This is a genomic window from Actinoplanes sp. NBC_00393 (genome assembly GCF_036053395.1).
In the GTDB taxonomy this organism is placed as follows: Bacteria; Actinomycetota; Actinomycetes; order Mycobacteriales; family Micromonosporaceae; genus Actinoplanes.
Map to the genome: position 1 here is coordinate 3,063,037 of NZ_CP107942.1, position 18,566 is coordinate 3,081,602.

General features: G+C 71.0%; 18 protein-coding genes. 11 read left to right on the plus strand and 7 right to left on the minus strand.

Annotated features, from left to right (window positions below):
- Positions 1-323: 323 nt before the first annotated feature.
- Positions 324-665 carry a hypothetical protein gene (locus tag OHA21_RS14350; protein WP_328474132.1) on the plus strand — a complete coding sequence of 114 codons (342 nt, stop codon included), beginning with the start codon at positions 324-326 and terminating at the stop codon, positions 663-665.
- 7 nt (positions 666-672) lie between these two features.
- Complete coding sequence (locus OHA21_RS14355) at positions 673-1,314, plus strand: nucleotidyl transferase AbiEii/AbiGii toxin family protein (protein ID WP_328474134.1); 642 nt, start codon at positions 673-675, stop codon at positions 1,312-1,314.
- A 456-nt stretch (positions 1,315-1,770) separates the two neighbouring features.
- Here OHA21_RS14355 and OHA21_RS14360 read toward each other — a convergent pair whose 3' ends face one another.
- Positions 1,771-3,438, minus strand: coding sequence for a hypothetical protein (locus OHA21_RS14360; RefSeq protein WP_328474136.1), 1,668 nt, complete (start codon positions 3,436-3,438; stop codon positions 1,771-1,773).
- An 81-nt stretch (positions 3,439-3,519) separates the two neighbouring features.
- Between OHA21_RS14360 and OHA21_RS14365 the strand changes: the two genes are divergently transcribed.
- The 7 genes from OHA21_RS14365 to OHA21_RS14395 all read left to right on the plus strand — a co-directional run bounded on the left by OHA21_RS14365 (position 3,520) and on the right by OHA21_RS14395 (position 9,071).
- Complete coding sequence (locus OHA21_RS14365; protein WP_328474138.1) at positions 3,520-3,972, plus strand: MarR family transcriptional regulator; 453 nt, start codon at positions 3,520-3,522, stop codon at positions 3,970-3,972.
- A gap of 30 nt (positions 3,973-4,002) precedes the next feature.
- The gene (locus OHA21_RS14370; RefSeq protein ID WP_328474140.1) at positions 4,003-4,422 is read left to right on the plus strand and encodes a hypothetical protein; all 420 of its coding nucleotides are present in this window, start codon (positions 4,003-4,005) and stop codon (positions 4,420-4,422) included.
- Entirely contained in the window at positions 4,419-4,589 is a 171-nt protein-coding gene (locus OHA21_RS14375; protein ID WP_328474142.1) for a hypothetical protein, read from the plus strand. The genes OHA21_RS14370 and OHA21_RS14375 overlap by 4 nt, the downstream gene beginning before the upstream one ends.
- 73 nt (positions 4,590-4,662) lie before the next feature.
- Positions 4,663-5,154, plus strand: coding sequence for a hypothetical protein (locus tag OHA21_RS14380; protein WP_328474144.1), 492 nt, complete (start codon positions 4,663-4,665; stop codon positions 5,152-5,154).
- Positions 5,155-5,268: 114 nt separating this feature from the next.
- A complete protein-coding gene (locus tag OHA21_RS14385; protein WP_328474146.1) occupies positions 5,269-6,054 on the plus strand; it encodes an SAM-dependent methyltransferase in 786 nt (261 codons plus the stop codon).
- A 3-nt stretch (positions 6,055-6,057) separates the two neighbouring features.
- Entirely contained in the window at positions 6,058-6,780 is a 723-nt protein-coding gene (locus OHA21_RS14390; protein WP_328474148.1) for a class I SAM-dependent DNA methyltransferase, read from the plus strand.
- Complete coding sequence (locus OHA21_RS14395) at positions 6,759-9,071, plus strand: P-loop NTPase fold protein (RefSeq protein WP_328474150.1); 2,313 nt, start codon at positions 6,759-6,761, stop codon at positions 9,069-9,071. Before OHA21_RS14390 ends, OHA21_RS14395 begins: the two co-directional genes overlap by 22 nt.
- Here the strand turns inward: OHA21_RS14395 and OHA21_RS14400 are convergent.
- Entirely contained in the window at positions 9,068-9,934 is an 867-nt protein-coding gene (locus OHA21_RS14400; RefSeq protein ID WP_328474152.1) for an EamA family transporter, read from the minus strand. The two genes, OHA21_RS14395 and OHA21_RS14400, sit on opposite strands and share 4 nt — an antisense overlap.
- Positions 9,935-10,003: 69 nt before the next feature.
- Between OHA21_RS14400 and OHA21_RS14405 the strand changes: the two genes are divergently transcribed.
- Positions 10,004-10,858: a LysR family transcriptional regulator gene (locus OHA21_RS14405; RefSeq protein ID WP_328474154.1), complete on the plus strand. Its 855-nt coding sequence runs from the start codon at positions 10,004-10,006 to the stop codon at positions 10,856-10,858.
- 36 nt (positions 10,859-10,894) lie between these two features.
- On the plus strand, positions 10,895-11,860 hold the full coding sequence (locus tag OHA21_RS14410; protein ID WP_328474156.1) for an NAD(P)H-dependent flavin oxidoreductase: 966 nt from the start codon (positions 10,895-10,897) through the stop codon (positions 11,858-11,860).
- Here OHA21_RS14410 and OHA21_RS14415 read toward each other — a convergent pair.
- The 5 genes from OHA21_RS14415 to OHA21_RS14435 form a co-directional block, all read right to left on the minus strand.
- On the minus strand, positions 11,857-13,344 hold the full coding sequence (locus OHA21_RS14415) for a family 43 glycosylhydrolase (RefSeq protein WP_328474158.1): 1,488 nt from the start codon (positions 13,342-13,344) through the stop codon (positions 11,857-11,859). The two genes, OHA21_RS14410 and OHA21_RS14415, sit on opposite strands and share 4 nt — an antisense overlap.
- A gap of 11 nt (positions 13,345-13,355) precedes the next feature.
- A complete protein-coding gene (locus tag OHA21_RS14420) occupies positions 13,356-14,318 on the minus strand; it encodes an arabinan endo-1,5-alpha-L-arabinosidase (protein WP_328474160.1) in 963 nt (320 codons plus the stop codon).
- Positions 14,319-14,547: 229 nt separating this feature from the next.
- Complete coding sequence (locus OHA21_RS14425; protein ID WP_328474162.1) at positions 14,548-15,381, minus strand: alpha/beta fold hydrolase; 834 nt, start codon at positions 15,379-15,381, stop codon at positions 14,548-14,550.
- Positions 15,378-16,190: an alpha/beta fold hydrolase gene (locus tag OHA21_RS14430; protein ID WP_328474164.1), complete on the minus strand. Its 813-nt coding sequence runs from the start codon at positions 16,188-16,190 to the stop codon at positions 15,378-15,380. The genes OHA21_RS14425 and OHA21_RS14430 overlap by 4 nt, the downstream gene beginning before the upstream one ends.
- 105 nt (positions 16,191-16,295) lie before the next feature.
- Entirely contained in the window at positions 16,296-18,515 is a 2,220-nt protein-coding gene (locus OHA21_RS14435; RefSeq protein ID WP_328474166.1) for an ATP-binding protein, read from the minus strand.
- Positions 18,516-18,566: the final 51 nt, after the last annotated feature.

Sequence of the window (18,566 nt, forward strand, 5' to 3'; positions counted from 1 at the left end):
GCGCCGATCCCGGCGAGTGCTTCCCCGCCTTAAAGCTGACCCCGGTCCCCGGTTTCCGGTCCGCGACGGGCGCGGGCGATGTGAATGGCGACCGGTCCTCGGAGGCGGAAGCCTCCCCCGACCCCGTGCTTCAGCCCGGCGCGGGCGCTGGGGCCCGGTGTTGTGGGCGGCCGCTGAGGATGTGGCGGGACTCTTCGTAGGCGTACCCCGATGGGTTTCGCTGTTGATTTTGGGCTTGGGTACTGCCCGGCGCACTGCCCCTAAGGCATCCTAGGATTCTAGGAGTTTGCCTTTCCGGTGGGATGTCGGTTTAGGCTGGTCACATGTCCGCGAGCGCGAGTCCTGTGATCCACCTGGCCCGGCCGCATCGGCCGGTGGTCGTGGCGGGCACGCTCGGTGAGTTGCGCGGGCCGACCGGTGGGATCGTGGAGCTGCCGTTGCGGCTCTGGTGGCATCCGCAGCGGGCCTTCGATCTGGCGCAGCCGACGATGCTGCTGTGGATGTATGAGAATGTGCTGCGCGAGGCGATCCGGGTCGATGAGCTGCGGGAACACCTCGATGGCGGCACGCTGGTCCGGGTCTGGCCGGAGCTGAACCTGCCGCGCGCGGTGCGGGCGGCGTGGGAGGCCCGGCATCCGCGGCTGCGGAACCGGGTTGCCGCCTGATCCTCGCGTGAGTGTCGACGACTTCTACCGGGACGTGGCGCGCATCGCGCTGGCCGTTGCCGACAAGCACGGGTTCGTGCTGGGCGGCGGGGTGGCGTGGCTGGTGAACGGGCTGGTGGCGCGGCCTACCGAGGACATCGACCTGTTCACGGACACCGCCGGTGGGGTGGTTGCCGCGGCCGGGGAGGTGACGGCGGCGCTGACCGCGGCCGGGTACCGGGTGGTGCGCGAAGACGCGGACGAGTTGTTCGCGGGGATGTCGGCGGACATTCAGGAGTTCGTGGTGGCCGGGGACAGCCGGGCGCTGCGGTTGACGTTGTGCCGGCTCGATCGCAACCGGGCGCCGGTGGTGATGGATGTCGGGCCGGTGATGCACCTCGACGATCTTGTGGCTACCAAGGTGGCGGCGCTGGTGAACCGGCGCGAGGTGCGCGACTACATCGATGTGGCGGCGGCTCTGGAGCGGTATCCGCTGGAGCGGGTGCTGGAGTTGGCGCATGCCGCGGATCCGGCGCTCGATCCGGAGGATGTGGCGGACGCGGGGCGGTATCTGGACCGGCTGGATGATCGGCGGTTCGCGCTGTATGGGCTGGATGCGGGGGCGATCGCCGAGCTGCGCGGACGGTTGGCGGGGTGGCCGCGCGAATGAATCTCGGGTGAGGGTCTGCATTTCGGTTCCGGCCTTTTTGGGGTACGGGCTACGCCGTCGCGCCGAAGTCGTGTCCGCTCTGCCGTGCCGCGCGATCCAGGCATCGCGTCACGGCCCCCGAGGCGACTGCCGGGCTCACCCTGATCGTTGCGCTTCACCCCGTCTCCCCAGCCCAGCTCTGAGCGCAGCCTCCGGCCGCGCAAGCCGCTCGCCCTACCCAGCCGCTCTCCGTGCCCAGTCGGAATGGAAGAACCGGCGCTGAAGCGGATGACGTCGCCAGCAGGCGGCTGCGGTTTGAGCGTGACCAGCGGGATGAGCCCGGCGGGCGCGCCGACTGCCGCGCCCCGGCAGCCGGCTCGCGCCGAACGGCGGAACGGCCACGACTAAGGCATGACGGCGTAGCTCGTACCCCGAAAATGCCGGAACCGAAAATCAGACCCTGACCCGGAAGGCTTCCTAGAGGTGCTCGACCAGGACCATCTTGTCGTCGCGGACGATGAGGACCCGGCCGTCGGCGGCAGGGGCGAGTAGCTCCGGGTTCCGGCCGCGTTCGTAGGAGTCGAGCGGGGTCCGGTGGCAGTCGGTCCCGGTGCAGCGCAACAGCACCTGCTGGTAGCCCATTCCCTCGCCGCGGATCGCTTCGGTGGCGTAGACGGTGTCGCCGGCGCGGGCTACGGCGCCGGGCGCGTGGGTGAACTTGTCCCCCAGCATCAACCACACGCCCAGCCAGATCTTGCCGTCGTCGAGGGCGGCGATGTCGTCACCGACGACCGTAGGGGTCGCCCAGAAGGTGACGGTCTCGGGCGCGGCGGGGCGAGCGGTCCGGATCTGGTCGCAGGTGACCGGGGCACAGGTCACCTGGTGTACGACGCCGTCGGACCACAGCGAGGCGAGCGGGCGGCCGTCGGCGTCGACGGACAGGCGGGTCAGGAAGCCGTCCCGGACGGGACCGTAGGGGCGAGTGCGGCGTTCGACGGTGCCGGCATCGTGCTGCTCAGCGGTGGTGCACGAGGTGTCGGGGCAGCGGATCAGCAGGAGCCGGTAGCGGGTGGCGTCGAACGGTGTGGCGACGAAGAACCACAGCTCGTTGTCGGGGGCCACCGACACGGCCAGTTCGAGCAGGCGTTTCTCGCCGCTCTCCTTGCCCGCGAACCGGATCGGCAGGCGGCCGTCCCGGCAGCCTTCGGCGCGGGTGCAGTGGGCGTACTCGATGAACGGGCCGCCGTTGAGCGGTCCGCCGGTGATCATCGCGGTGAGGACGGCGCCGTTCACGCCGATCCCGGCGGTGCCCTGAAAATCGGTCAGGTCGGGGCCGCCGTTGTGGGCGGTGAAGTCGTCGCAGAGATCAGAGTCGCAGAAGCGAACTCCGTTGGTGGTGACGACGACCGGGTGCTGGCCGGGCGGCCAGGACACGGCCAGCGTGCCGCCGGACGGTGCGTCGGTGCTGCGGTAGCCACGGTCGAGGTCGATCGTGCCGATGCCGGTTGTGGTCAGCACGATCAGCGCCAGGACGGCAGCTGCGGCCACCCAGAGCCGGCCGGCCGGCGGGCTCGGGGTCGCCGGGGCCGCGCCGGTGGAGGCGGCGATGATTGCGGAGGATGCCGCCAGCGCGGCGATCAGGACCGGAGCTTTGAGCGCCGGCGCGGTCTGGTCCGCCAGGCCGGCGACGAGCATCTGGGGGACGACCGCGCCCAGCAGCACCGCCAGGGTCACCATCCCGGCGGGGCGCGGCGTCAAGGTTCGGACGGCCAGCCAGGCCGGGCCGAGGGCCAGCGCCGCCAGCATCAGCCCGCCGAGCGTGCCGGGCACGGCAGGGAGCAGGGTGAGCACGGCGCCGGCGGCCAGCAGCAGCGCGGCCAGAGGCAAGAGCGATTTGCGTACGGCGTCCCGGTACGGCCTAGCAGAGCCCATCAAGATCAGTGCCCCGGTGACGACAGCGAAGAACTGCAGCGCCGTCGCGACGGCTACCAGCCAGGTGGCTCCGGTGAGGAGGCCGCCGGTGAGGAGTACTGCCACGACCGGGAGCTGCACGGTCAGGAGGCGGCGCCACTCGGCCCGGACCAGCGCATAACCGGCGGAAACGACGTCGAGCAGGCCACGGGGTCCGGCCGGGGAGGGGAGCACCGGGCCAGGATAGACAGCTGGTGATCTTGGTGCGACCCGCTGGTTGACCTGAACCGAACTTCAGGTCATAGCGTCGGCATCATGACAGTCACCGATGCGGAACTGGCCGGGCAGCCGGCCGCCTACTGGACCGGCGTGGCGTACGAGTCGCTGATCGCCTTCACTCGTGCGCGGCAGGCGGAACACGGGTACACGCAGCCACAATTCTGGCTGCTGCGGCACCTCTCCCCCAGTGACCTCTCCCCCGACGGGCAGGGTCGTACCGTCGATGAGCTGCGGCACGAGATGCGGTCCTATCTGCGGGCCGAGGACGACCTGGCGGCCGAGGCGGAGGTGCTGGTCGACCGGGGCTGGCTGCGCCTCGACGGGGACGACGGCCGGTTGTGGATCACCGAGGCCGGGGAGGCGGCGCGGGTGGAACTGAAGGGGTACGCGCCTGAGATCCGCCGGCAGATCCATGAGGGAATCGACGATGCCGACTATGTCGTCGCCTTGAAGGTGTTACAGCGGCTGATCGGGAACACGCAGGGCTGAAGTGTCGTACCCCGGTGTTAGGTTCCGGGCATGATCGAGGTTGCGCGGGTTTCCGCTGAGTCGAGTGTCGGGCCGGCGTGGTTTCATGCCCGGTGGTGTGATCTGGCCACTCACCAGGAGTGGAGCGCCAGCATGGAGTTCCTCCGGCTCGACGAGCCCTTCGCAGTCGGCGCCCGGGGCGTGTCGAAGGCGGTCGGAGGCACGCCCACACCGTTCGTGGTGACCGCTTTCGAGCCCGACTCGGTGTATGCGGACACCACCCTGCTGCGCGGCGCCCGGTTGACAGTGCATCACGAGGCCCGACCACGGGGCGCCGGCAGTCACCTGTCGGTGCACGCCTACCTGCAGGGACGCCGGGCACGCCGGTGGGCCCGGCAGATGGGCGACGATGTGCAGAAGGCGCTGGCGGTTGATCTGACGCGGCTGGTCTCGCTGGCGGAGAAGGCGTGAGCATCACGGCCTGGATGGACGGCTGGCAGCTGGACTGCGACCCGGAGCGGGCGGCCGGCTCCGGGTTGATCACGCCGGTGCAGGAGGCCCGGAAGTGGGTGGCGGACTGCGGTGATCGGCGGTTCGCGGGCTTCCTGATGCGGGCGGTGGTCGTCGACGAAACTTGATCTCCGCCGGGGATCGGTCCATGGCGCCTTAGCACCGGCGCGGTCCCGTACCCCGGCGTGGCACGATGCGCCGGTGGTTCACATCGACGAGCTGCTGCCGCGTGAGCGCACGCCGCTGCATTACCAGAACCTGGTGCACGACCCGCGCATCGACCAAGAGGGTTTGCGGATGCTGGCTGTCAGCGCGTACCCGTTCGTGCGCAGCGAGGTGGCCCGGTGCCCGCAGGCGGATGCCACCACTCTGGGCGCAGTCTCGCTCGACAGTCTGAACCGATGGACGCGCAACAAGGTGCTGGCCGACATCGCCGGCCATCCGCATGCGGACCGGACGGTGCTGCGGTTCGTGCTGGGCGAGGTGGTGGCCTCGCTCAACCAGCCGGGCGGCCGCCCCTTTGCCGCTGCGCTCGCGCTGGCCACCCGCCCCGAACTCACCGAGGCCGAGGTGCTCACCCTCACCCAGCAGCCCAACGCCTCACGCCGGATGCGCCGCGGAGTCCGCCGGGCACTGTCGCAGGGCGGCCGGGATCGCACCGGTGTACAAGCCGGCCGCACCCAGCGTCCCTAGTCCAGTCCAGGACGAAGCATCCGCCACGTCCTTCGCGAGCAGCTTCGAATATGAGGCCGCGTGCCGCTGGGAGGGTTCTTGCGCCTGGGGCGGGATCTCGCAAGACTGTGCATTGTGGACGAGACGAACATCGATACTTCGGTGCCGCATTCCGCCCGGATCTGGAACTACTGGCTGGGCGGCAAGGACAACTTTGCGGTTGACCGGGCGGCGGGTGACGAGTACCGGCGGGTCTTCCCGGGGGTGGTCGACGTGGCCCGGGCGTCGCGGCAGTTTCTCACCCGCAGCATCGAGTATCTCGTCAGGGAAGCGGGGATCCGCCAGTTCCTGGATGTCGGCACCGGTCTGCCTACCGCCGACAACACCCACGAGGTTGCCCAGCGGATCGCTCCCGGGGCCCGGGTCGTGTACGTCGACAACGACCCCTTGGTCCTGGTGCACGCCCGCGCGCTGCTCACCGGCACGGCGGAGGGTGTCACTCAGTACGTGGACGCCGACCTCGGTGATCCGGCGGCCATTTTCGCGGCCGCCCGGACGATTCTCGACTTCGACCAGCCGGTCGGGCTGATCCTGAGCGGCGTGCTCGGGCACGTCGACGACACCGGCCGGGCCCGCGCGATCGTCCGGGAGCTGCTCGAACCGCTGCCGTCCGGCAGCTACCTGTCGCTCAACGACGGCACGAGTGTGGTCAGCGCCGAGATCCAGGAGGCTCAGGAGGGCTACAACGAGACCGGCGCGATGCCCTACAAGCTGCGCAGCCCGGAGGAGATCGCCTCGTTCTTCGACGGCCTCGAGCTGGTCGAGCCGGGTGTGGTGCCGTGCCCGCGCTGGCGGCCGGACGACCGGGTGGACACTCCGATCGACATCGACGCTTTCGGAGGCGTGGGCCGCAAGCCTTGACCCATGGCAGAGCCGTATTTCGACGAATGGATAGCCGAACACTACGCCCGGCTGTGGCCGGAGCTGTTCGACCCCGCCGTACTCGATCCTGCCGTTGATTTCCTGGCCGGTCTGGCCGGCGGCAGCGCTCTGGAGCTGGGGATCGGAACCGGCCGGGTCGCGCTGCGGCTGAGCCGCCGAGGGGTGCGCGTGCACGGCATCGAACTGTCCGCCGCGATGGCCGGGCAGCTTCCCGACAGTGCGGATGTCGCCGTGACCATCGGCGACTTCGCGAGCGCCGAGGTCGGGGCGAGCTTCTCCCTGGTCTACCTGCTGCGGAACACGATCACGAACCTGACCACCCAGGATCAGCAGGTGCAGGCCTTCCGCAACGCGGCCCGCCACCTCGAGCCGGGCGGCCGGTTCGTCATCGAGAACTACGTGCCGCAGCTTCGCCGCCTGCCGCCCGGCCAGACGCGGCACGTCTTCACGCACACCCCGGCGCATCTGGGTTTCGAGGAGTACGACGTCGTGACCCAGATCGCCTGGTCGCACCACTACTGGAATCTCGGCGGTGAGGCCAGGCGGTTCTCCACGCCACACCGCTACGTGTGGCCGGCCGAACTCGACCTCATGGCCCGCATCGCCGGGCTGCAACTGGTGCAGCGCTGGGGCGGCTGGAACCGCGAGCCGTTCACCGCTGACAGCGACAGCCACATCTCCGTGTGGCAGAAGGCCAGCAGTTGACGGACTCCCACCGGCGCAGCCGGCGAGACCGCGGGTCACGCCCGCTCGTCCGGCTGCTCGGCGCCGGGCCGCTGGTCTTTCTGGCGCTGTTCGTCTGGGCCTTCGCCGCCGCCCACACGACGCTGGCGGCGATCTCCGTCGGCGTGGTCCTGATCGGCGCAGCGGTGCTCGTGGCGGTCACGGCGAGCGTCGACGGCCTCGACCTGTTCCTGGAGCGGCAACGGGCCCGGGTCGAGGAGCACGCCGCCGGCTTTCTGCGCAGCCAGTACAAGAGCACGGCCATCCGGGAGAGCGGCACACCGGAGTTCCAGCGGCTGCGCGCCGCGTACCCGGAATTCTGGGGCGATGCCGTGCGGGCCGCGACCGAACCGCCTGCCGAGATCTTCAATGCGCTGACCGGCCCGCGCCGGGCCGGGATCCGCGGCCTGGTGCCGCTGGTGCTGACCCTGATCGCCGCCCTGATCGTGGCGGGGTTGCTCATCCAATTTCTGGTCAAGCCAGCAAGAACACTGATACAAGCCCTGTACGAGGGCACCCTGCTGCCCGCCGATGTGGCCCGCCGATGGACCTTCGCGGTCCGCGCCAACGAACTGCCGGAGATCGACCTCTATCTGCTGCTCGGCTGCCTGGCGCTCGCGGTCGCCGCCGTGCTGCGGGCCGCGCCGGGCCGGCTGCTCTCCTGGATCATGCCGGCGGCGAACTGGAGCATGGCCGCTGACAAGATCATCCAGGATCGGCTGCGCGCGGCCTTCGAACGGCACGCCGACGGTCCGGCGGGAGCGGCTGAGCACGAGGACGAGGCGGACGAAGTCGGCGCGGACGATGCGGGAAGGCCCGCCCCGGTGCTGCCGCGGATGCCGATCTCGCCCACCCTGGCCGATGCGAGCGCCGACCGCCTCGTCGTGCGTTCGGAGATCGAGCAGGTCCGCACGCTGGTGTTCTTCCTCGGCGCGCACGCAGTGGCGATCAGCGGCTCGCGCGGTGTCGGCAAGACGACGATGCTGCGGTCGTTGACCGAGGACGCGGCGGACGCCGACACGTTCGGGCTGATGATCTCGGCGCCGGTGCGGTACGAGCCGCGGGATTTCATGCTGCACCTGTACGCCCAGTTGTGCGAGGCGGTGCTCCGGCGTCCGGGCCGTACCAAGCCGGCGAGGCTGCGCCGCCTCGCCGCCGGCCTGATGCGGCTCCTGTTCGTCTGCTGCGTGCTGGCGGTGCTGTTCCCCGGCACCCGCGAGCTGCTGGTGGACCGTTATCCGCTGCCTGAGCTGACCGGCACGTACGTCCTGCTCGGCCTGACGTGCTACCTGCTGGCGCGCGGCCTGCGGGCGGCCGAGCAGACCAGCGGCGCACAGTTGTCGGCCGAGGCGACCCGCCGGCTGCGGCAGATCCGGTACCTGCAGACGATGTCGGTCGAGCACGCCGGCCAGGCCGCGCCGCTGTCGGTGCAGCTGGGTTGGAAGTGGGGCCGGCAGTGGGCGGAGCAGCCGCAGAGCCTGCCGGACGTGGTGGCCGCCTACCGGGAGTTCACCACCGAGGTGGCGGCGTGGTGGCGGGCCGAGACGGGCGGCCGCGGCAAGCTGGTGATCGCGATCGACGAGCTGGACCGGATCGCCGAGCCGGAGCTGGCCGAGACGTTCCTCAACGAGATCAAGGCGATCTTCGGGGTGGAACACTGCGCGTACCTGGTCGCGGTCTCGGAGGAGGCGCTGGCCAACTTCGAGCGCCGGGTGGTGCGTGCCCGTACGGTCTTCGACAGCGCCTTCGACCACATCGTGCACCTGCGCCCGATGCTGATGTCCGACTCGGTGGCCCTGCTGCGCAATCGCGTGTCCGGCGTACCGTCGCGGTTCTGGATGCTGTGCCACTGCCTGGCCGGCGGCATGCCGCGCGATGTGCTGCGCGTGGCGCGCACGATGTTCGAACTGCATCGCCGGTCCACGGCCGGCTCGGACCTGGACGCGGTGGCCACGCAGCTGGTGTCTCTCGAGGTCCACGCGGTGAAGCGGGGTTTCAGCAGGGTGGCCGCCGAGGGTGGCGATCCGAAGCTGATGGCCGACGACTCGTGGCCGCGGATCACCAGTGACGGCTTGCGCGCAGCCGCCGACGAGCAGGCATCGACCGCGCTGGCGGCGGCCCTGCTCTACTACTCGGTGGTGCTGCAGGTGTTCCAGCCGGACACCGAGCCGGACTGGGCGACCGACCTGGCCCGCGTGCACCAGCAACTGGCGACGGATCCGCCGGCGGCGATCCAGTGGCTGCGGCAGATGCAGGCGGACCTGGCCGGCTAGCGGGTGCGGACCGCGCCGACGCTGGCGGCGATGACGAGGGCGACGGCCAGGAGTTCCACCCAGGTCAGCCGCTGGCCGAGGACCAGGAAGCCGGCGAGCACCGCGATCGCCGGGCCGAGGCTGGTCAGCACGCCGAAGGTGGCGGTGGCCATCCGGCGCAGGGCGAGGAGTTCGAGGGTGTAGGGCAGCACCGACGACAGCATCGCCACGGCGGCGCCGAGCGCCAGGGTGGCCGGGTGCAGCAGGGCGGTTCCGCTCGCGGCGACGCCGAAGGGCAGGGTGAGCAGGGCGGCGCCGGCCATCGCCAGGGCCAGGCCGTCGGCCTTCGGGAAGCGGCGGCCGGTCCGGGCGGAGAAGACGATGTACGCAGCCCACATGACCGCCGCGCCGAGGGCGTACGCCGCGCCGGCCGGATTCAGCCGCTCGAAGCCCTGGTAGCCGAGCAGAACGACGCCGGTCGCGGCAAACCCGGCCCATAGCCAGCTCGCGGCCCGCCGGGCCATCACGACCGACAGCAGCAGCGGCCCGAGTACCTCGATGGTGACCGCGGTGCCGAGCGGAATCCGGTCGATGGCCTGATAGATCAGCGTGTTCATACCGGCCAGTGCGACCGCGAACCCGGCGACCAGCAGCCAGTCCGCCCGGCGGTGCCCGCGCAGCCGCGGCCGGCAGACCAGCAGCATCAGCACCGCCGCGATGGTGAGGCGCAGGGCGACCACCCCGGCGACGCCGGCCTTCGGGAACAGCAAGGCGGCGACCGCCGAGCCGAACTGCACCGACAGCGCGCCGGCGAGCACCAGGCCGACCGCGGTCGAGCTGGTGCGCCGGGGTGCGGTCTCGATGCGCGGCAGGGTGTCGGTCACGTCAACGACGCTAGGCAGTGTCCGGCGAGCAGGGAAATGCCGATCCGCTCGTGGTTATGCTCCACGGTTATGACCGTCGACCTGCGGCATCTGCGCGCCTTCCTGGCGATCGCCGCCGAGGGCAGCATCACGCGGGCGGCCACGAGCCTGCGCCTGACCCAGCCGGCGCTGTCCCGCACACTGCGGCAGTTGGAGGAGCACCTCGGGGTCCGGCTGGCCGACCGGTCCACGCATCATCTGGAGCTGACGCCGGCCGGGCGCGCCTTCCACGAGCGGGCCCGGGCCGCGGTCGCTGCGGTCGACGAGGTCCTGGATCCGGCCCGCGCCGGGTCGTGGCCGCTGCGGCTCGGGCATGCCTGGTCGGCGCTCGGGGCTCGCACCACGACCGTGTTGCGCGAGTGGCAGGCCGCCCACCCGCTCATTCCCCTGCAGTTGCTGCGCATCGACGACCGGACCGCCGGGCTGGCGCAGGGCCGCACCGACGTGGTCGTGCTGCGCGACCCGGTGGAGCTGCCCGGTGAGGTGGCCAGCCTGCTGCTGGCCACCGAGGCGCGGGTGGCGGCGGTGCCCGCCGACAGCGACCTGGCCCGGCGCGAGGTCTGCACGCTGGCGGACCTCAGCGACTGGACGGTCGCGCTCAACACCGTGACGGGTACGACCACGCTGGATCTCTGGCCACCGGGCACCACCCCGGCGAGGACGGTCGAGGTCGCCAACACCGACGACTGGCTGGCCGCGATCAGCGCCGGGCGGACCGTCGGGGTGACCAGCACCGCCACCGCGGCCACCTACCCGTACCCGGCCGTGGCCTACGTCCCGCTGACCGGCGCCCCGCCGATCGAGCTGCACGTGGCCTGGCGGGAACCGCCCAGCCATCCCGCGACGGCGGATCTGGTCGCGCTGCTCCGAGCTGTATGCAACTAGTTGCATAGAGGCCCTGATTCGGCATAGCATCCGGCCATGGCCCTTCCCGCGCTGCTCAAGGACACCCTGACGATCCCGGTCGTCGCCTCCCCGATGTTCCTGTGCTCGGGACCCGACCTGGTGATCGCCCAGTGCCAGGCCGGCGTGGTCGGCTCGTTCCCGGCGCTCAACGCCCGCCCGGCCAACTTGCTCGGCGCGTGGCTCGACCGGATCACCAGCGAGAACGCCGCCTATGCCGCGGCGAATCCGGGCGCGAAGGTGGCGCCGTTCGCGGTGAACCAGATCGTGCACCGCTCCAACCGCCGCCTCGAGCAGGACATGGCGGTCATCGTCGAGCACCGGGTGCCCATCGTGATCACCTCTCTCGGCGCGCGGCCGGAGATCAACGACGCGGTGCATTCGTACGGCGGACTGGTCCTGCACGACGTGATCAGCAACGAGTTCGCGCGCAAGGCGATCGACAAGGGCGCCGACGGCATCATCGCGGTGGCCGCCGGCGCGGGCGGGCACGCCGGCACCCAGTCACCGTTCGCGCTGGTCCAGGAGATCCGCTCCTGGTTCGACGGCCCGCTGCTGCTGTCCGGCGCGATCGCACACGGCCGCTCGATCCTCGCCGCACAGGCCGCCGGCGCCGATCTGGCCTATGTGGGCAGCGCGTTCCTGGCCACCACCGAGGCACAGGCCGGCGCGGCGTACAAGGAGATGATCGTCGCCGGCAGCGCGAAGGACATCGTGTACAGCAACCTGTTCACCGGCGTACACGGCAATTATCTGCGCGGCAGCATCGAGGCCGCCGGCCTGGACCCGGACAACCTGCCCGGCTCCGACCCGTCGGCGATGGATTTCGGCGCGGCGACCGCCACGAACAGCAAGGCGTGGCGCGACATCTGGGGCTCCGGCCAGGGCATCGGCGCGGTCGACGCGGTACGCCCGGCACGCGACCTGGTAACCCGCCTGAAGAGCGAATACGAGGCCGCGCGCCGGGATCTGATCGCCGTCTAGGCGGTGATGTTCCACTGCTGGCAGGCGTTGCCGAGCGACGCCCACTGGCGGACCGCGACGCCGTCGGCGGCGCCGCAGTTGGTGACGTCCAGGACCAGGCCGTTGCCCCGGTTGGCGATCAGGTAGCCGCCGTTGATGGGGGTCAGGCTCCACTCCTGGCAGGCGTTGTTCAGGTTCGCCCACAGGTTGAGCGCGGTGCCGTTGGTTGCGCCGCAGTTCACCGAGTCGAGCACGGTGCCGCTGTTGGCGTTGGTGATCCGGTAGTAGTTGCTGGTGGTCTTCGTGAACGTCCACTGCTGGCAGGCGTTGCCCAGCGACGTCCACTGCTGGATCGCCGTGCCGTTCGCGGTCCCGCAGTTCTGCGCGTCGAGGACCTTGCCGGAGGCCTGGTTGACCAGCCGGTAGCGAGTGCCGGCGACCGGGAAGGACACGCCGCCGCCCGGGTCACCGGCGGGGGCGGTCAGCGAGGTGGAGAGCCGGTCCGGCGTACCCAGGTTGGGGGTGCCGTCGCTGTTGAAGTTGACCTTCTTGATCCGCGTGGTCCGGGTCGCGCCGCAGCCCTGCGCCGTGGTCTCGTTGGCGTGGTATGCCATCCACGTCTCCGAGCCGTCCGGCGAGGTGAAGAACGAGTGGTGCCCCGGCCCGTAGACGCTGTTGGCGTCGGAGCGCTGGAACAGCGGGGTGCTCTTCTTCGTCCACGATGACGCCGACAGCGGGTTCGAGCCGGTCAGCGTCAGCATGCCGATCTTGTAGTCCGCGGTGTTGCACGACGACGCCGAGAACGTCAGGAACGTCTGCCCGTTGCGCTGCAGGATGTACGGGCCCTCCTCGGTGTTGCCGCCCTGCTTCTCCCAGTCGTAGGTCGGGTACGAGATCCGCGTGCCGTACGCCGAGACCGTCCACGGGTTGCTCATCGGCGCGATGAACAGCGACTGCAGGTCACCGACCCACGACGAGTACAGGAAGTAGTTCTTCCCGCCGATCGTCGCCACGCTGCCGTCGATCGCCCACCCGTTGTTGGCCTGCACGTTCAGCTGGCCCTTGAACGTGTACGGCCCCATCGGGTTGTCGCCGGAGCTCTCCAGCACGAACGAGCGCTGCCCGTCGCAGCAGGCCGTCGTCCCGGCGCTGTAGTACAGGTACCAGCGGGTGCCGTTCGGCCCGGACAGCCGGTGCATCGAGGGCGCCCACACGTTGCAGCAGCTGTTCGACGCCGTGCCGGTGTAGACCACCGACTCGGTCGCGCCGGGCAGCGCCGCCACCGAGGTGGCCCGCTTGATCACGACCTGCGAGTTCCAGGTGGTCGCGGCCACGTAGTAGTAGCCGTTGTAGTAGCCCATCCACGGGTCGGCGCCGTACGGGGCGGACGCCACCGGGTTGGTGAACGACACCGCGGCCTGGCTCTCGGCCGGGCGCAGCGTCACGGCGACGAAGGACGCGGCCGCCATCAGGAGCACGGCGAGCGCCGCGCGGAATCTCAGCATCAAGGTTCCCATCAGTAGACGTACGGCCAGGCGGACGAATCCCAGCCGAGCAGGTTGATGCCGAGCCGTGCGGCACCCGAGGAGGTGTAGTAGTGGTAGACCAGCACGTCCGCGTCGGTGTCGGCGAGAACCGCGGGATGCCCCGGGCCGAAGATCGCGTCGTGCGAGGCGAGGATCTCGGTCCCGCCGCCGGCCGTCATCGCGGTGCCCGCGCGGTCCACGTACGGCCCGGTGACCGACCGGGACCGGCCCACCATGATCCGGTACGTGCTGGACGCGCCCCGGCAGCAGAAGTCGAACGCCACGAACAGGTAGTAGTAGCCGCCCCGGTAGAAGATCACCGGCGCCTCGACCGACTTGCTGTTCACGAACCGTTCGGCGAGGTGGTGAATCGTGCTGTCCGCCCGCTTGCCGGTCGACGGGTTCAGCTTGACCATCTTGATCCCGGACCAGAACGATCCGAAGCTCAGCCACCACTCCCCCGACGCCGTGACGATCAGGTTCGGGTCGATGGCGTTGAAGTTGCTGCTGGTCGTGCTCTCGACGACCAGACCGTTGTTGGCCCAGCTGCCGGACGCGCCGGTGGCGCTGGTGGCCAGGAAGATCGCCGAGCGGCTGGAGCCGAACGTGGAGGCCGAATAGAACATCCAGTACTTACCGGCGTGGTACGACAGGTCCGGCGCCCACAGGTTCGCGTCGCCGTTGGTGTACGTGTTCGCCCAGGACGTGCCGTTCGGGAACGCCCGGCCGGCGTCGGTGAACCGGGTCCGGTCGGCGGACGTCTTCAGCGTGATGCCCGCGCCGGTGGTGGCCAGCAGATAACCGCCGGCCGGGCGTTTCACGATGGTCGGGTCGTGCGCGCCGGTGGAACCGGTGACCAGGCCCGGGTTCGGGTAGACGGCGGCCTCGGCCGCGGTCGCGCCGGCCACCAGGGCCAGCAGGCCGGCGAGGCCGGCCACGAGGATCTTGCGCATGGGGATGTGCCTTCCGATCGATGGGGAATCGCTCGTCAGGTGGTTGGGGCGGCGCAGATCGGGGAGTCTGCGCCCACCGTGGGGACGGTGCCCGTCGATGTTCTCGCTAACATTCCAGACCGTCAAGAGTGTCCAGCCAGTTAAGAACGTGTTAGGAAAGCTCTTGTTAACGTAACCATGCAGCAGGGCCGGACGGCGGTCCGCCGTCCGGCCCTGCTGTCCCCCGGTGTCAGGCCTGATAGGCCCGCAGGAACGTCAGCAGGTCGTTGCCGAGCTGTTCCTTGTGGGTGTCGGTGATGCCGTGCGGCGCGCCCGGGTAGACGATCAGCTCGGCGTCCTTGACCAGCGCGGCCGAGGCCTTGCCGCCCACCTCGAACGGCACGACCTGGTCGTCGTCGCCGTGGATGACCAGAGTGGGCACGTCGAACTTGGCGAGGTCGTCGCGGAAGTCGGTGGCCGAGAAAGCGGCGATCGACTCGTACGCGTTGCGGTGCCCGGCCGCCATCGACTGCAGCCAGAAGGCGTCCCGGATGCCCTGCGAGATCTGCACGCCGGGCCGGTTGTTGCCGAAGAACGGCCCGTCGGCGAGGTCGTGGTAGAGCTGCGAGCGGTCGGCGAGCGAACCGGCCCGGATGCCGTCGAACACCTCGATCGGCACACCGTCCGGGTTGTCGTCGCGGCGCACCATCAGCGGCGGCACCGCGGAGACCAGCACCGCCTGGGCGACCCGGGCGGTGCCGTGCCGTCCGATGTATCGGGTGATCTCGCCGCCGCCGGTGGAGAACCCGACCAGCGTGACGTCGCGCAGGTCCAGGTGCTCGATGAGCGCGGCGAGGTCGTCGGCGTACGTGTCCATCTCGTTGCCGTGCCAGGTCTGGGTGGACCTGCCGTGCCCGCGCCGGTCGTGCGCGATCACCCGGAAGCCGTTCTCGGCCAGGAACAGGGCCTGCGCCTCCCAGCTGTCCGAGTTGAGCGGCCAGCCGTGGCTGAGCACGACCGGCCGGCCGGCGCCCCAGTCCTTGAAGAAGATGTGCGTTCCGTCGGAGGTGGTCACGAAGCTCATCGGGCGGCCTTCCGGATCAAATCGGCGGTGATGCGGGGCTGGGAGATCATGGCGACATGCGAGGCCTTCACCTCGACGACGTGCGAGCCGGCCCGCTGCGCCATGAACCGCTGGGCGGCCGGCGGGATCAGCTTGTCCTCGCGGGCGACCAGGAAGTACGACGGGATGGCCGCCCAGGCCGGGTCCCCGGACGGCTCCTGCAGGGTGCCGCCGTCACCGGGCCGCTGGGTCGCCCACATGATGTCGGTCGTGGACCGCGGCAGGTCACCGGCGAAGATGAACCGGAACACGTCCTTCTTCACGTACCCGTCGACGCTCTTGACGCCCGGAATCTCGTAGGGCCGGAAGTCGATCTGCTCCAGGTGCAGCTCGGTGCCCGGGAACTGGTTCTGCAGGCCGACCACGGTGTCGCCGGCGGCCGGGGCGAACGCGGCCACGTACACCAGGGCCTTCACGTTCTTGTTGCCGGTCGCGGCGTTAGTGATCACCACGCCGCCGTAGGAGTGGCCGACCAGCACGATCGGGCCGGGCACGGTCTTCAGGAAGCTGGCCAGGTACGCCGAGTCGGACACGACACCGCGCAGCGGGTTCGGCGGGGCCAGCACGGGATAGCCGTCGTGGGTGAGCCGCTTGATCACCTCGGACCAGCCGGTGGCGTCCGCGAACGCGCCGTGCACCAGCACGATCGTGGGCTTCGGGCCCTTGCCGCCGGCCGCAGCCGGTGCGGCACTGGCGGCCACCGCGGCGCCTGCGGCGGCCACGGCAGCGGTGCCGGCCAGGACGGTCCGTCGGGAAACGGGAGAAGACATCGAGAGGACGACCTTTCATCCGTACGGCGTGTGGCGTCACGCCGCCATACGGAAGATGCAATCAGCGCTGTCCGATAGTGACCATGCAGGACGACCGGCAGAACTTCACCCCGGCAGCGCGGCCAGGCGCGATCGGACCTCGTGCACGTCCTGGCTGACACTGCCCTCCAGCAGCTCCAGCGCCCGGTTCAGGTTGTCGCGGGCCTCGGCGGCGGCGCCCAGCCCGGCCCGCGCGATCCCGGTGGCCAGGTGCAGGTAGCCGAGGTTGGTGGGTTCGCCGAGCTCGATGGCCACCGGCAGGGCCAGCTCGGCCTCCGCCAGGGCCGCCTCCCACCGGCCCAGCACGGCGAGGGAATGCGCGGCGGAGACCCGGGCGACAGCTGTTGCGCCGAGCGCCGGGCGGGGCGCCACCGGGCGTACGCGGACCTCCCGCAGGGTCGCCCGGAACTGCTCCAGAGCCTCCTCGTGCCGGCCGAGCGCGCTCAGGGTCAGCCCGATGCCCTGGAACAGCTGCAGGTAGCCGTCGTGGTCACCGACCCGGTCGGCCAGCTCCTGCGCCTGCCGGTAGGCGTGCAGGGCGCCTTCGAGCCGTCCCGCGTAGCGCCGCGCGGAGGCCAGGTACTGCAGCGCCCACGCCTCCTCCTTGACGTCGCCGATCTCGACGGCCAGCCGGCGGGCCGCCAGCGCCGCCTGGATGCCCTCGTCGAAGCGGCGGGCGCAGTGGGTGGCCGCCCACGAGTAGTAGTTGAGGTGCACGACCTCCAGATGCCGGTCGCCCAGGCGGGCGGCCGCGTTGCGGGACAGGCTGTACACCTCGTACCAGCCCGGCCAGGCGACCATGGTGTCGGAGAACCAGTGCAGGGCCTCGGCCACCTCGACGACCAGGCGGTCCTCACCGGCGCCGGCGAGCAGCCGCAGCGCGCCGAGCCAGTTGCCGGCCTCGGCCTGCAGCCACTCCCCCGCCTGCTCCAGGGTGGCCAGCGGCACCAGGCCGGCCCAGCCGTCCGGCAGCGCGCCGTACCCGGGTTCGAACCAGCGGCCGGCCACGATCGTGGTCTCCAGCAGCCAGCGGGCCATCCGGTTCCGGGTCGCCGCCCGGCTGCCGGCCGGCTCCTCGATGCCCAGACGCTCCCCGGCGAACAGCCGGATCAAATCGTGGAACCGGAACCGGTCGGCGCCCTCGTGCTCGAGCAGGCCCAGCTCGACCAGCTCGTCGAGCCGGTCCTCGGTGTCGTCCGGGTCGGCGCCGGTCAGCACGGCGACGATCGGCGCGGCGAAGTCGGTGCCCGGCACGTGCGCCAGCCGCCGGAACAGGGCCCGCCCCTCGCCGGAGAGCTGCGCGTGCGAGAGCGCGAACGCGGCCGCCACACCGGTGTCCCCGGTGTGCAGGTTGGCCAGCCGCCGATCCGCGTCGGCCAGCCGGGCGACCAGGTTCCCGACCGTCCACCCGGAACGGTTGGCCAGCCGGGTGCCGGCGATCCGCAGCGCCAGCGGCAGATGGCCGCAGAGCCGGGCCACCGCCTCCACGTCGCCGGCCGCGGCCGGGTCGGCGGCCTGCCCGGCGATGCGTGCCAGCAGGGCGGCGGACTCGGCCGGGGCCAGCGGAGCGAGGGCGACGCGCAGCACGTCCTCTAGACCGCCGAGCACCCGGCGGCTGGTCACCACGACCAGGCCGGCGCCGTTGCCGGGCAGCAGCGGGCGCAGCTGGGCCTCGTCGGCGGCGTTGTCGAGCACCAGCAGGCAGTTCCGCTCGCGCAGGGCCGCCCGCAACTGGCTGCAGCGTTCCTCGTCGGAGTCGGCCATCCGCCGGGAGCTCACGTCGAGGGCGCGCAGCAGGATCGCGGCGGCCTCACCGGGGCCCATCGGCTGCGGGTCGACGCCGCGCAGATTCAGGTACAGGCAGCCGCCGGGGAACCGGTCGCGCAGCAGCTCGGCGGCGCGCAGCGCGAACGCGGTCTTGCCGACACCGGGCTGCCCGTGCACGAGCACCACCGGGCCAGCCTGGTCGGCGCCGGCCACCAGGGCGAGTTCGGTGTCGCGGCCCACGAAGTCGGTCACCGCCCGCGGCGGCTCGCACAGCCGCGGCCGGGTCCGCGCCGTCTGCAACCGCAGCTCCCGGCCCGGTTCGGCCAGCTCCTCGTGCTCCCGCTCGGACAGTCCCAGTGCGGTGGCGAGCGCGGCGAGCGTACGCGGCTGTGGTGCTCTGCTGTGCCCTCGCTCCATGTCGCTGATAGCCCGGACGCTGACGCCGGAGGCGTCGGAGAGCTGCTCCATGGTCAAACCCGCGTCCCGCCGTAACTCGCGAAGCCGGTCCCCGAACAGCATGCGCGCGTCCCCCGAACGTCGTGGTTTCCCTCAACCTAGGGACCGGCGGCC

Bases quoted from the DNA above. Each gene is read 5' to 3' on its own strand.
- OHA21_RS14350 (WP_328474132.1), top strand. From the start codon at position 324: ATGTCCGCGAGCGCGAGTCCTGTGATCCACCTGGCCCGGCCGCATCGG.
- OHA21_RS14365 (WP_328474138.1), top strand. From the start codon at position 3,520: ATGACAGTCACCGATGCGGAACTGGCCGGGCAGCCGGCCGCCTACTGG.
- OHA21_RS14370 (WP_328474140.1), top strand. From the start codon at position 4,003: ATGATCGAGGTTGCGCGGGTTTCCGCTGAGTCGAGTGTCGGGCCGGCG.
- OHA21_RS14390 (WP_328474148.1), top strand. From the start codon at position 6,058: ATGGCAGAGCCGTATTTCGACGAATGGATAGCCGAACACTACGCCCGG.
- OHA21_RS14405 (WP_328474154.1), top strand. From the start codon at position 10,004: ATGACCGTCGACCTGCGGCATCTGCGCGCCTTCCTGGCGATCGCCGCC.
- OHA21_RS14410 (WP_328474156.1), top strand. From the start codon at position 10,895: ATGGCCCTTCCCGCGCTGCTCAAGGACACCCTGACGATCCCGGTCGTC.
- OHA21_RS14415 (WP_328474158.1), bottom strand. From the start codon at position 13,344: ATGCTGAGATTCCGCGCGGCGCTCGCCGTGCTCCTGATGGCGGCCGCG.
- OHA21_RS14420 (WP_328474160.1), bottom strand. From the start codon at position 14,318: ATGCGCAAGATCCTCGTGGCCGGCCTCGCCGGCCTGCTGGCCCTGGTG.
- OHA21_RS14425 (WP_328474162.1), bottom strand. From the start codon at position 15,381: ATGAGCTTCGTGACCACCTCCGACGGAACGCACATCTTCTTCAAGGAC.
- OHA21_RS14430 (WP_328474164.1), bottom strand. From the start codon at position 16,190: ATGTCTTCTCCCGTTTCCCGACGGACCGTCCTGGCCGGCACCGCTGCC.
- OHA21_RS14435 (WP_328474166.1), bottom strand. From the start codon at position 18,515: ATGCTGTTCGGGGACCGGCTTCGCGAGTTACGGCGGGACGCGGGTTTG.